The sequence below is a fragment of the Xanthomonas sp. WHRI 8932A genome, assembly GCF_035012785.1.
Taxonomy (GTDB): domain Bacteria; phylum Pseudomonadota; class Gammaproteobacteria; order Xanthomonadales; family Xanthomonadaceae; genus Xanthomonas.
In genome coordinates, this window is sequence record NZ_JAYGQQ010000005.1 from 221806 (window position 1) to 234936 (window position 13131).

Sequence of the window (13131 nt, forward strand, 5' to 3'; positions counted from 1 at the left end):
AAGGTTGAGGTCAAGGCAATGCAGCGTGAGTTGTCGGTGGGCGAAGTGGCCAAGCGCAGTGGCGTGGCGGTATCGGCATTGCATTTCTATGAGCGCAAAGGCCTGATCCGCAGCCTGCGCACTGCAGGCAACCAGCGGCGTTATGCGCGCGATGTGTTGCGGCGCATCGCGGTGATTCGTGTCGCGCAACGGCTCGGGGTGCCATTGCAGCAGGTGCTGGACGCGTTCTCGGTATTGCCGGATCAGCGCACGCCCACGCGCGCGGAATGGGCGCGCATGTCCGCGCGCTGGCGCGGGCAGCTGGATGCGCGCATCAGCGAACTGCAGGCCCTGCGCGACCAGCTCACCGATTGCATCGGCTGCGGCTGCCTGTCGTTGCGCCGATGCCGCTTGAGCAACCCGGACGACGCACTCGGCGCGGACGGCGATGGTGCGTTGCGACTGGGCAGCTTGATTCCGGAATAAGAGTGGCTAACGAAACGTAGCGAGCGGGCGCCTGGCGGTGAGTCTGGTTTTGTCGGCCGTGTCTTGGTGGATGCGGTCAGAAGTCCAGGTCAAACGCTGAGTGGATCGCGTGCGCGGTGCCTTCGCCGCTCGCGGCACACGCCGTGAACCCGTCCATGGGGGCTCGGTGGCGGCATCCATGCCGCCACACGGTCCCGCAATCGGCGAGGACACCGCACCAGAGAGTTTGCTGGCTGCTTTACTCAAAGCCATGCATACCGACCATCCCGACTGGTCCTTGCCTGCCTACCGTCGCGGGACCTTACGCGGCATGGATGCCGCGTAAGCGCTGACAAGGACGTACTTGCAGCGTGTCCCGCGATGGTAGGTGGGCAAGGGCCCTGCAACCAAGAGCAGCTAATAAAACTACTGTGCAGCCGCCAGGGCGCGCGGCCGGTGCTCGAAATCCTCATGTACCACTCGTACACTCCGGTTCCTTCGCGCCGTCCGCACCCACCTGACGACTGCTCGCTACGTTTTGTTAGCCACTCTAAGCCGCAGATCAGCCGTTCTGCGGTAGGCAGGCGTGGATTAGTTTTGGTAGCCGCTCTCAGCATCACCGGCATGGCCGTCGTGTAGATCGTCGAGCGGAGCGCTGCTGCCGCGGAATCGTGCAGCGCCATCCGGGACCAATGGCATTCCCGCGCGCGGCGAGGCGCGCCGTAGGATGGAAGTCCCCCACGCCGCAGGATTTCGCATGACCCCCACCGTGCGCCGATCGCTTACCGTTGCATTGTCACTTGCATGCGTTGCCGTGCCCGCACTTGCCGCTCCCGCACCAGCCAGTTCCGCAACCGCAGCACCCGCACTGGCCAGCCCTTTCGATCCACTGGCCTTGTTCGCCCCGTTGCAATTACCCGATGCGCCCAATGCGTATCGCAGCGGCAGTGGCGTGCCCGGGCCGTTGTTTTGGCAGAACCGTGCCGATTACCAGCTCGACGCGCGCATCGATCCGGCCAGCCACACACTCACCGGCACCGCCGCCATCCATTACACCAACCACAGCCCGGACACGTTGGACGTGCTGTGGCTGCAGCTGGACCAGAACATGTACCGCGCCGACGCGCGCGCGGCGGCCAGCCGTCCATCGCGGCGCACCGAGTTCACCGAGGGCATGCAGATCGCCAGCGTGGAGATCGAGCGCGATGGCCGCCGCCAGCCCGCGCATTTCGTGGTGGACGACACCCGCATGCGCGTGGATCTGCCAGAACCGCTAGCCGGGCAGGGCAAGGCGCTGACGCTGCAGATTCGTTACCGCTACCGCATTCCCGGCACCTGGGGCGGGCGCACCGCCTACAGCGCCAGCAAGCAGGGCGAAATCTACGAAATTGCGCAGTGGTACCCGCGCATGGCCGTCTACGACGATCTGCGTGGCTGGGACACGCAACCGTATCTGGGCTCGGAGTTCTATCTGGAGTACGGCGACTTCGATTACGCGGTGACCGTGCCGGATGGATTTCTGGTGGCCGGTTCCGGTGCGTTGACCAACCCGACCGAGGTGCTCAGCCGCGCCGAGCAGCAACGTCTGCAACAGGCGCGCGACAGCGACCGCACGGTGCTGATCCGCACGCCTGCAGAGGTCGCCGCACGCGCAGCGGCGCCGGCAGCCAGCGGCACGCGCACCTGGCGCTTCCATATGGAGCACACGCGCGATGTCGCGTTTGCCGCATCGCCTGCGTTCGTCTGGGATGCCGCACGCATCAACCTGCCGGGCGGCAAGCAGTCGCTGGCGATGTCGGTGTACCCGATGGAGGGGGTGGGCGCCGATAAATGGAACCGCTCCACCGAATACGTCAAAGGCGCGATCGAACATTTTTCGCAGTGGTATGCGTACCCGTGGCCTGCTGCGATCAACCTGGGCGGCTACGGCGCGGGCATGGAATACCCGGGCATCGTGTTCGACGGCTTCGAAGACGGCGGCAAGGACCTGTTCTGGATCACCGCACACGAGATCGGCCACACCTGGTTCCCGATGATCGTCGGCTCCAACGAACGCCGCCATGCCTTCATGGACGAAGGCTTCAACACCTTTATCGATGTGTACGCATCGGATGCCTTCAACAAGGGCGAATACGCGCCCAAGCGCGACTCGGAATATGCGCCCAAGGGCGGAAACCCGGTCGATGAAATCCTGCCGTTGCTGGCAGATCGCACGGCGCCCACCTTGATGGATATCGCCGATGCCACCAGCGAAACCTACCGTCATCCGCTGACCTATTTCAAAGGCGCGTTGGGGTTGGTGTTGCTGCGCGAGCAGATTTTGGGACCGGAGCGCTTCGATCCCGCGTTTCGCAAATACATCGCCACCTGGGCTTACAAACATCCCACGCCTTCGGATTTCTTCCGGTTGATGGAAAGCGAAAGCGGTGAAGACCTGAGCTGGTGGTGGCGCGGCTGGTATCTCAATAACTGGCAGCTGGACATGGGCATCGCCCGCGCGCAGTACGTCGATCACGACCCGGCCAAGGGGCTGCAGCTCACCTTGCGTAGCCGGCAGAAACTGGTGATGCCGGTCACCGTACGCGTGGATCTGGCCGACGGCAGCCACCTGGACCGTCGCGTGCCGGTGGAGACCTGGCTGCAGAACACCGCCCCGACCTTGACGCTGCCCACCACGCAGAAAGTGCTGCACGTGACCCTGGACCCGGATCATGCGCTGCCGGATGCCGACCGCAGCGACGATCGCGTGGACGTGATCGGCTGACCGACGCCAGCGCGAGCGGGCTGACGACCCCGCTCGCCAATGCGCGCAATCGCCGCGCGCTGCAACCGCGCTACACGGCGCAATCGATTGCGAAGATTGCGCCGCTTTTCTTTGTGCACCCGTCCGCGCTGCACTGGTTTCCAACGCCACGACGTCAGCCAGCATCAGTGCATGGCCATCATGTGCGTGGTGCGTCTGAGTCAACCACGGTGTTGTCGATGCGACGTTTGCGCAATCGCCTTGCGCGACCCTGCTGCGCCGGTTTCATTGTGCGAATTTCACCGTAGCTGCCGCCGGTTTTCGCGCAATCGGATGATAACGCTTACAGCCGCGCTGCCATTGAGTACCGCATGCGGGCTCAAGCGAGTGCCGTATCGGCTGTAACAGTGCGTGCCCATCACTATGCTGCAACGCACGGTGACAAGCGCTTTATCGCCTGACTAGGCTGCGCAGCGTGTTAGCGCTATCACTGGCAGACACACCGTGCAGGGCACGCGTTGCGCAGCTATCGCCGACATCACCTCTGTTGGCGATGTCTGCTGCAGGCATGCAATGCACAACGCAGTCGACGATCGTAGGGGCGATCGGCGGCATGCGCGCTAGGGGACCGTTAGAGCAACCAACAAAACGTAGCGAGCAGTGGTCAGGCGAGTGCGGACGGCGCGCTCAGAACCGGAATGTACGAGTGGTACATGCCGATTCCGAGCACCGGCCCCGTCCTTCTGGCGGCTGCACAGCAGGTTTGTCAGCTGCTCGTATTCACAGCAGTGCTATTCCATCGCCCGCCGGGCGGTGGTCATGACTTCGCCGTGTCGCATGCCGCGACATCGGCCGTAGGCGGTTGGACTCCACTCCCGAGGACACATCGATGCGTCGTACGTTGAACAGCTTCAAGTCGAAGGCCATGTTCACCTTCGTTGGCGGCCTGTTGGTCATCAATCCCGCGTTTGCGCAGGACGTCGCGCCGCCGACACCCGCGCCGCAGTCCAGCAGCGACTCCGCCACCACGCTCGATACCGTCAACGTCACCGGTATCCGCAGCAGCCTGGACCAGTCGATGGGCATCAAGCGTGATGCCGCCGGTGTGGTGGATGCGATCAGCGCCGAAGATATCGGCAAGTTTCCGGACACCAACCTGGCCGAATCGCTGCAACGCATCACCGGCATCTCGATCGAACGCCGCGATGGCGAAGGCGCGCAGGTCACCGCCCGCGGCTTCGGCCCGCAATTCAATACGGTTACGCTCAATGGCCGCCTGATTCCCGGTGCCGACGCCTTCGGTGCGCCCGGGCAGACGCCCATCGGTGGCGTGGATGTGGGCACGCGCGCATTCAATTTCGCGCAGCTCGCCTCCGAAGCCATTACCGGCATCGAAGTGTTCAAGACCAGCCGCGCCACTGCACCCAGTGGCGGTATCGGCGCCACGATCAACATCCAGACCGACAAGCCGTTCAATCACGAGGGCGTGGTGGCCAATGCCGGCGCCAAGATGGTGTCCGACCGCTCGCAGCCGTTCGGCGATTCGCTCACCCCGGAAGTGTCGGGCATCTTCAGCTACACCAACCCGGACAAGACCTTCGGCATCGGCCTGAGCGCCAGTTATCAGAAGCGTCATGGCGGCTCGGTGCAGGCCACCGAAAATCGCTGGAACATTCAGCGCTGGACCGGCACCGACCCGGCACTGCGTCCGGACACCGTGGTGACCAACGCGCCGGCCATCGGCCAGCTGTATGGCCTGCCCAACGATATCCGTTACGCGTTTGCCGATTTCCAGCGCGAGCGCATGAACGGCCAGGCGGTGATGCAGTTCGCACCGACCGACAGCCTCACGCTGACCCTGGATTACACCTATTCGTCCAATGAAATCCGCGAAGAACGCGGCGAGCAGGGCATCTGGCTGCAACGCGCCAACAGCTTCACCGATCTGACCTTCGATACCGGTCAGACCGTGGCCACGCCGGTGTATCTGCGCGATGTGCCCAACGGCGCCAAGGACTTCGGCATGGAGCAGCAGCGCAACGAGCAGAAGTACACGCTCGGTTCGCTCGGCTTCAACGCGGACTGGCAGGTGAGCGACCGCTTTCAGCTGACCTTCGATGCGCACAACTCCAAGACCCAGAGCCTGCCCAACGATCCGGTCACCGGCGGCAGCGCGACTTATTTCAGCTTTGCCGGCACCAACAACTGCACCGGTGGTCCGTCCTGCGGCGGCCAGTGGGGGCAGGAGTTGTGGTTCAACAACTCGCTGCCGATCGGCGCACGCACGTGGTATCCCACCGTCGCCGATTCGCTGGCCGGTACCAATGGCGTGGTCAACCCGGACTTCACCAAGAACAATCTGGGTTCGCAGGTGCAGCGCATCTACTATCAAAAGCAGGTGACCGAGACCAAGGAAGGCCGCCTGGATGGCAAGTTCGATTTCGACGACGGGCGTTTTCAGTTCGGCGTCAGCTCGTCCAACACCACCATGCACCGCCTGACCAGCGACAATTACTCCACGCTGGGCGACTGGGGCGTGGCCAACGCCGGCAGGGAGCCGGGCATGACCGACCTGTTGCGGCCTGTGAGCATCGTCGGCATGTTCGATGACTTCAACGCCAATGGCGCCGCGCGTAATGCATGGCGCGGCGATGCCAGCCAGCTGGCGCTATGGGGTGGAAGCCAGTACGGCGCTGCGACGCGCTACAACCCGCTGTACAGCGCGGACAATCAGGTCGAAGAAAAGACCCGCGCGGCGTATGTGCAACTGGAATTGACTGGCGACATCGCCGGCATGACCACCAACACGCGCCTGGGCCTGCGTTACGAGCGCACCGATGTGGAATCCACCTCGCAGGTGGCCACGCCCGTCGCGCTGCAATGGCAGGCCAACAACGACTTCCAGTTGCTGCGCTCCGCCGAACAGCAGCCCTTCAGCGAGAAGACCAGCTACAACTACATCCTGCCGAATCTGGATTTCAGCATCGATATCACCGATTCGCTGAAAGGCCGTGCCTCGTTCGGCCAGACCATTGCGCGGGCGCCGTACAACAACCTCATCGCCGGACCCACGCCGAACACGCCGTCCGGCTCGGTCCTGATCAACCCGTCCAACCGCGCCAGTGGCGATTCGCAGACGCCGACCTTGGACCCGCTGGAATCGGACAACCTCGACCTGGCGCTGGAATGGTATTTCGCCGATGCCAGCTATGTGTCGGCCACGTTCTGGAACAAGCGCGTCAGCAATTTCATCGGCACCACAGTCTCGCGCGAAACCCTGTACGGCTTGACCGACCCGACCTCGGGGCCGGACGCGCAGGCGGCATTGGCGTTCCTGCAAAGCGGCGCCTGCACCGCGCAGGTGGGCGCCGCCGGCAACGACGTGGCGGCGGCCTGCTCGGCCAACGATACCTCGCTGTTTGCGGCAATGGCCTTGCTGCGTAACGCCGCTGCCACCGGTGGCCTGGGTGCGTATAACGGCGGCTCGGCGCAAAGCCTGGCGTTGGAAAATGCGTACGACATCGTGGGCAATGCATCCGACCCGCTGTATCAGTTCGATGTGTCGCGACCGGTCAACCAGAACAAGGCCAATATTCACGGCTGGGAGCTGGGCGGTCAGTACTTCTTCGGCAGCACCGGCTTTGGTATCTACGCCAACTACACCATCGTCGAAGGCGATGTGGCATTCGACAACAACGTCATCGATCGCGATCAATTCGCGTTGCTTGGCTTGAGCGATACCGCCAACGTGATGCTGATGTTCGAGAAGTACGGTTGGAGCGCGCGTCTGGCCTGGAACTGGCGCGACGAGTACCTGATCGCGGCCAATCAGGACGCTTCCAATCGCAACCCGTACTACGTCGAGGCTTATCAGCAGATCGATCTCAGCCTCAGCTACGCGTTCAACAAGCAGCTGTCGGTGGGTTTTGAGGCAATCAACCTCACCGGCGAAGACGTGCGTTGGCACGGGCGGTCGGAGAAGCAGATCGTCCGCCTGATCGACCAGCAGCCGCGCTATACGTTGGGTGTGCGCTACGCGTTCTGAGTGCATCGCAGTGGTTTTCATGCTTTGACGCCAGTGCGGCCTGTCTGCGCAGCCGGTGTGTGCCTTGGTGCACGCCGGTTGCCGCGCAGGCCGTCTCTGCGCGATACACGCATGCGACTGTGCCAGTCGACATTTGTGTGGGCGACGCTGCCGCGCCAGCCGCACTAGCCACACCAGCCACACCAGCCACACCAGCCACACAGGCTGCATGCGTCACCCGGCAGCGATATCGGAGACGAGCGCAACAGGCGGCACAGTTGCGCTGCGTCATCGAAGTGAAACCGGCCCACGGATGACGTGTCCGCCAATCGACAGCCCATCATCTGCAGTCCGGCGGCACATGCTGCTCTGCCGCTTGCCGGCTTCGCACTTTTTGGCAATGCTCGCGGGCAGCAGGCGCGGCATGTCGTCGCGTGATCGATCCCCGACCGGTGCAGTGCCCATCGCAGGCCACTGCTGGAGCTTTAGATGACGCGATATGCAGTGCTCAACAATGTGGCGCACCACGATCTGCGCGTGATTCTGCGCTTTGGTGCCGAATTCGGCGATGCGGTGGGCTTTGTGCCGGCGTTCGTCACCGAGTACGCCGAGCTGCAACGCGAATACCCGCTGTTCTTTCGCAAGGATGCGGCCACCGGCGCCTATCAGTCGGTGGCGCTGCTGGGCTTTGCGCCCGACGAAAACCTGTTTCTGCAAGACGGCCGCTGGAATGCCGGTTACCTACCAGGCATCGTCGCCAAGGGGCCGTTTCTGATCGGGTTTCAGGAGCAGCGTATCGATGGCGCGCTCGTGCAGGAGCCGGTGATTCATGTCGACCTGGAGCACCCGCGCATCAGTCGCGCCGACGGCGAGCCGGTGTTTATGCCGCAGGGCGGGCACAGCGCCTATCTGGAACACATCATCAGCGTGTTGCGCGGCATCCGTGACGGCATGGATGCGGGGCAGGCGATGTGCGCCGCCTTCGATGCGCTGGGCCTGATTCAACCGGTGAAGCTGGATGTGGTGCTCGACGACAGCCACGGCGTGCACCTGGAAGGGCTGCACAGCATCGACCGTGAGCGATTGGCCGCGCTGGATGGCGCAGGCTTGCAGCAGCTGCATCACGCCGGGTATCTGGAAGGCGCCTTCCTGATGCTGGCCTCGCACCACAACCTGCGCCGGCTGATGGGCGAGAAGCAGCGCCGGCTACAGCACGTGCAGGCCGCTGCTGCAGCCGCAGCACACGCTTGATCGCATGAGCGCATTGTCATCGATCGCCCCGTTGCCCGAGTGCAGCGACTGCCGGCCGGATGCGGCGTTGCTGGCGCAGTTGTGCGCGGCTGCGCAGCCGCTGGTGCTGCGCGGGGTGGCGTGCGACTGGGCGCTGGTGCAGGCCGCGCAGCGTGGTACATCGCAGGCCATGGCGCAGTTGCGCGGCATGGATACCGGCCGCGCACTGCAGTATTCGTATGGCGCTCCGGACATCGGCGGGCGGCCGTTTTATCGCGACGATTGCAGCGATCTCAATTTCGAGGTGCAGCGCGGCAGCTTGAGCGCGCTGCTGGACGCGATCGACGCGCATCTGGACGATCCGCAGCCGCCCACGTACTACCTGGCCTCGTTGCCGATCGATGCGTATCTGCCGGGTTTTGCGGCAGGCAATGCGCTGGATGTCAGCGCAGATGGCAATGCCGTGCCGCCCAGCATCTGGATTGGCAACCGGGTCATCGCCTCCTGCCATTTCGATGCGCCCAATAACTTGGCGGTGTGCGCGGTAGGCCAGCGGCGCTTCACGCTGTTTGCGCCCGAGCAGGTGGCCAATCTGTATCCGGGCCCGCTGGAGCCCACGCCGGGCGGGCAGGTGGTGAGCATGGTGGATGTGATCGATCCGGATCTTGCGCGCTATCCGCGCATGGCCGATGCGTTGTCGCAGGCGCGCACGGCGGTGCTGGAACCGGGCGATGCGATTTTCATCCCCAGCATGTGGTGGCACCACGTGCAATCGCTGCAGCCGTTCAATGTGCTGGTCAATTATTGGTGGAGCACCGCTCCCGCGCAGCTGCCTGCACCGATGCAGGCGCTGTATCACGCGCTGTGGGCCATCCGCGACCGCCCGGCTTCGGAAAAGGCCGCCTGGCGTGCGTTGTTCGACTACTACGTGTTCGGCCCTGCCGAGCGTGCCGGCGAACATCTGCCCGAGCACGCGCGCCAGGTGCTGGGCCCGATCGACCCCACACTCGCGCGCCAGCTGCGCGCCATGCTGATCGGCAAGCTCAATCGCTGATCACCTCCATCGTGTTGTGCTCCCACTGACAGGAAAACGCCGTGAACCAGGCCAGGATTCGCAAGGTTGTCATCGCCGGGGGCGGCACCGCCGGCTGGATCGCCGCCTGCGCGTTGTCGCATCAGTTTCGCGACTTGTTGGACATCACCCTGGTCGAGTCCGATCAGATCGCCACCGTGGGGGTGGGCGAGTCCACGGTGCCGCCCATCCGCACCTTTCATCGGTTTTTGCAGATCGACGAACAGGAGTTTCTGCGCGCGGTCGCCGGCACGTTCAAGTTGTCGATCTCGTTCGAGCATTGGCGCCGGCAGGGCGAGCGCTATATCCACCCCTTCGGCATTACCGGCCAGAGCACGCTGGTGTGCGCGTTCCATCATCTATGGCTGGAAAGTCAGCGCCGCGGCATGCCCGGCGCGTTCGGAGACTACTGCCTGGAAACCGTGGCCTCCCGTGTGGACCGCTTCGCATTGCCACGCGAGCCGGCCGTCAACTATGCCTACCACCTGGATGCGGCGTTGTACGCGCGGTTTCTGCGCACGCGCAGCGAAGCGCACGGGGTCACGCGTGTCGAGGGCAAGATCCAGCAGGTGACGTTGCAGCCGGATAGCGGCGATGTGGCCGCGCTGGTGCTGGAGGACGGGCAGGTGATCGAAGGCGACCTGTTTATCGATTGCACCGGCTTCCGCGGTCTGTTGATCGAGCAGACGCTGCACACCGGCTACGAAGACTGGAGCCACTGGCTGCCGTGCGACCGCGCGGTGGCGGTGCAGACCGAAGCAGTGGGGCCACCGGTGCCGTATACGCGCGCTATTGCGCATGAGGCAGGCTGGCGCTGGCATATTCCGTTGCAGCATCGCGTTGGCAACGGTCTGGTGTTTTCCAGCCAGCACATGTCCGATGACGAGGCGCACGCCAAGCTCCTGCGCGACACGGCCGCAACCCCGGTCAAGGAGCCGTGGCTGGTGCCGTTCCGCACTGGGCGACGGCTCAAGGCCTGGAACAAAAATGTGGTCTCGCTCGGTCTGGCCAGCGGTTTTATCGAGCCGTTGGAATCCACCAGCATCCATCTCACCATTGCCGCGGTGGTACGGTTGATCACGTTGTTCCCGGCCGATGGCATCGCGCCGTCGCAGGTCGATGTGTTCAACGACATCAGCCGCACCGAGATGGAACACGTGCGCGATTTCGTCACCTTGCACTATCACGCTACGCAGCGCGACGAGCCGCTGTGGCAGCAGTGTCGCGACATGGAACTGCCCGACTCGCTGCGCCTGCGTCTGCGTGCGTGGCGCGAGCGTGCGCACGCCTGGCAAGGCACCGACGAACTGTTTCGCGTGGACTCCTGGACGCACGTAATGCTGGGGCAGGGCATCGTGCCGCAGCAGCATCATCCGCTGGCGGCGGCGTTGTCCGACACCGATCTGCGCCGCCTGCTGGATGGCATTGCGCAGCCGATCCAGCGCGTGGTGGAGCAGATGCCGTCGCAGCAGGACTTCATCGAGCGCTATTGCAAGGCTGACGAGCAGCTATGGGGTGGGCGCAGGCGGGTGGCTATGTAGGTATGTTTAGTTGCTTGTTTCCCACACCTTAAGATGCCTGCGTGCTCCAACTAAAGATCACGACATGAAGGCGATTAGGTGCACTGCGTTTCAGGAGTAACGGGAAACGTGTTGATTGATCTGGAAGCCACAATGCCTGCAAGGTGCTGGCTGCTCCGCAGAGCGTAGCAATGCTGCCGGACCATGATAGGAACGCTTGCATTTTGGGCAGGGGCTGCGCAGAAATGGTAGCGCCGTCAATACGATAATGATGGCGATCACCGCCGACAGTAGTACGCCAACCATCAGTAACGCGTTGTCCTTGAATAGATCTCGGACTTGGAAAAACGCCATGCCGGCGAACATCGCGATCAGTACACCGCTGCGAGCAAGCCGCTGGTTAGAGCGCATGCGCTCCATCGACGCGCGCAGACGGCGATTTTCCTGCATTGGATCAACGTGTGGTTCTATATCTTGCGGCATTATTTTCGGCCTGCGAAATGCCCCGCAACGTGCAGCTAAAATGATAAAATTTGATTTGTTCGATTTTTCAAATTTTGGATTTATTCCAAGGCCTGCGCAACATTAATTTGATCCATGGTGTAGTTCCGCCGCTACAGCCGCATCAAATCCGCGCCGACCACGATCGGCCCGGCGTAGTGCTTGTGCGCGCCCTCGCTCCACATCGCCTCAGTGATGCTGGGGTCGCCGCCAGGCACGAAGTGATTGAGCACCAGCATCTTGGCATTGGCCGCGGCGGCGATCCGTCCGACCTCTTCGCTGGTGGAATGGCTCTTGAGCAGATGGTCCAGCAAGGTGGGGGCGTTGTCGTTGGTCTTGAGCATCTTTTCCAGCGCGGGCAGATACATCACCTCATGCACCAGAATGTCGGTGTCCTTGGCAAATGCGGCCAGCGCCGGCAGGTAGCGCGTATCGCCGGAGAACACCACCGTGCGGTCGCGGGCCTGGAAGCGGTACGCGAACGCCGGTTTGAGCGTGTAGTGGTCCACCAGCGTGGCGGTCACCGTGACCTGATCGTTCTGCAACACGGTGCCGGCCTGGTCGAACTCGTGCACATGGATGAGCGGTTTGAACGGCGGGCGGCCTTCCTCGCGGATGCGCGCTTCAATGTCGATGGCATGCATTTCGACGAACGCATCCACCATCTTGCCGATGCCCGGTGGCCCATACAGATGCACTGGCGTCTGCAAGCCACTGGCCCAGGCCAGCCACACCACAGTGAGTAGGTCGGCGTTGTGATCGGAATGATGGTGGGTCAGGAAGATATCGCGCAGTGCGGGGAGCCGGATGCCGGCCTTGGCCAGCTGTTGGGCCACACCGTTGCCGCAATCGACCAGGTACGGCTGCCCGTCGATCACCAACGCATTGGCTGCCGCCGCACGCAGCGGCGAGGGCGTTGGCCCGCCCTTGGTGCCGAGCAGCACCAGCACGCTGCCCTTGGCCGGGAACGGCGCAGGCGCGGTGCCGTCGGTCGCATGCGCCTTGCGGGGACCGGCGGCGAGTTGGCTTGTCGCCAGCAATGCGCCGGCACTGAGTGCGGTCTTGAGCACACCGCGGCGGCTGCGGAGAGTGGTGAAGCTGGTCATCGCGGTTCCGGGATCATCGGGGGCAGGATTTCGACAGCGATCGAAACACGTCGTGCCGGCACGACTCAGCGTTGTTTCGCCACAAAGTCGCGCAGCGCGGGTGAGCGATAGAACGCCATGCATTGCGCAAAGATGGTGGTGAACGGCCCACGGCGTGCTTCGTCCTTCATCGGCACCTCGCCACGGTGATACTCCGCCGTCTGTTGCGCGACAAAGGTCTGCAACCGCCCGGTGGCGCCAGGCCTGGCATTGTCCAGCGCGTAGGTGGTGAGCAGATACGAGCGGTCGCGCAGTTGGTCGGGTTCCAGCCTGCCGCTACGTTCGTAGTTCTGCTGCAGGCACAGCTGCAACGCATAGGCCTTGACGTCTTCCGCGGCGGCCGGCGTCGCGGCCATCGCGGCAGTGGAGACGGCGGACACTGCGGCAAGCAGCGCGGCGGTGACGGCATGGCGACAGCGATGGGAAAACGGCATGCCGATCCTGGCGATGGA

At 63.5% G+C, this 13131-nt stretch carries 9 protein-coding genes and 2 other RNA genes; 7 read left to right on the forward strand and 4 right to left on the reverse strand.

Annotated features, from left to right (window positions below; genetic code table 11):
* Nucleotides 1-18: 18 nt before the first annotated feature.
* The 3 genes from soxR to VC212_RS10020 all read left to right on the forward strand — a co-directional run bounded on the left by soxR (nucleotide 19) and on the right by VC212_RS10020 (nucleotide 3208).
* Complete coding sequence (soxR, locus tag VC212_RS10010) at nucleotides 19-465, forward strand: redox-sensitive transcriptional activator SoxR (protein ID WP_055850382.1); 447 nt, start codon at nucleotides 19-21, stop codon at nucleotides 463-465.
* 450 nt (nucleotides 466-915) lie between these two features.
* Nucleotides 916-991: non-coding RNA, sX9 sRNA (locus tag VC212_RS10015), on the forward strand.
* A 210-nt stretch (nucleotides 992-1201) separates the two neighbouring features.
* Nucleotides 1202-3208, forward strand: coding sequence for a M1 family metallopeptidase (locus tag VC212_RS10020; RefSeq protein ID WP_323515289.1), 2007 nt, complete (start codon nucleotides 1202-1204; stop codon nucleotides 3206-3208).
* Nucleotides 3209-3825: 617 nt separating this feature from the next.
* On the opposite strand, the gene VC212_RS10025 is transcribed toward VC212_RS10020, so the two are convergent.
* Nucleotides 3826-3902: non-coding RNA, sX9 sRNA (locus VC212_RS10025), on the reverse strand.
* A gap of 174 nt (nucleotides 3903-4076) precedes the next feature.
* Between VC212_RS10025 and VC212_RS10030 the strand changes: the two genes are divergently transcribed.
* The 4 genes from VC212_RS10030 (at nucleotide 4077) to VC212_RS10045 (ending at nucleotide 11054) form a co-directional block, all read left to right on the forward strand.
* A complete protein-coding gene (locus tag VC212_RS10030; RefSeq protein ID WP_323515286.1) occupies nucleotides 4077-7232 on the forward strand; it encodes a TonB-dependent receptor in 3156 nt (1051 codons plus the stop codon).
* Between the two features lie 468 nt (nucleotides 7233-7700).
* The gene (locus VC212_RS10035) at nucleotides 7701-8462 is read left to right on the forward strand and encodes a SapC family protein (RefSeq protein WP_323515285.1); all 762 of its coding nucleotides are present in this window, start codon (nucleotides 7701-7703) and stop codon (nucleotides 8460-8462) included.
* 4 nt (nucleotides 8463-8466) lie between these two features.
* Nucleotides 8467-9495 carry a cupin-like domain-containing protein gene (locus VC212_RS10040; RefSeq protein ID WP_323515284.1) on the forward strand — a complete coding sequence of 343 codons (1029 nt, stop codon included), beginning with the start codon at nucleotides 8467-8469 and terminating at the stop codon, nucleotides 9493-9495.
* Nucleotides 9496-9536: 41 nt separating this feature from the next.
* On the forward strand, nucleotides 9537-11054 hold the full coding sequence (locus VC212_RS10045) for a tryptophan halogenase family protein (protein ID WP_115554291.1): 1518 nt from the start codon (nucleotides 9537-9539) through the stop codon (nucleotides 11052-11054).
* 90 nt (nucleotides 11055-11144) lie between these two features.
* Here the strand turns inward: VC212_RS10045 and VC212_RS10050 are convergent, their stop codons facing one another.
* From VC212_RS10050 to VC212_RS10060, 3 genes are all read right to left on the reverse strand, one after another.
* The gene (locus VC212_RS10050) at nucleotides 11145-11516 is read right to left on the reverse strand and encodes a hypothetical protein (protein ID WP_323515282.1); all 372 of its coding nucleotides are present in this window, start codon (nucleotides 11514-11516) and stop codon (nucleotides 11145-11147) included.
* 131 nt (nucleotides 11517-11647) lie between these two features.
* The gene (locus tag VC212_RS10055) at nucleotides 11648-12640 is read right to left on the reverse strand and encodes an MBL fold metallo-hydrolase (protein ID WP_323515281.1); all 993 of its coding nucleotides are present in this window, start codon (nucleotides 12638-12640) and stop codon (nucleotides 11648-11650) included.
* A gap of 65 nt (nucleotides 12641-12705) precedes the next feature.
* Nucleotides 12706-13113 carry a hypothetical protein gene (locus tag VC212_RS10060; RefSeq protein WP_323515279.1) on the reverse strand — a complete coding sequence of 136 codons (408 nt, stop codon included), beginning with the start codon at nucleotides 13111-13113 and terminating at the stop codon, nucleotides 12706-12708.
* Between the last annotated feature and the right edge of the window lie 18 nt (nucleotides 13114-13131).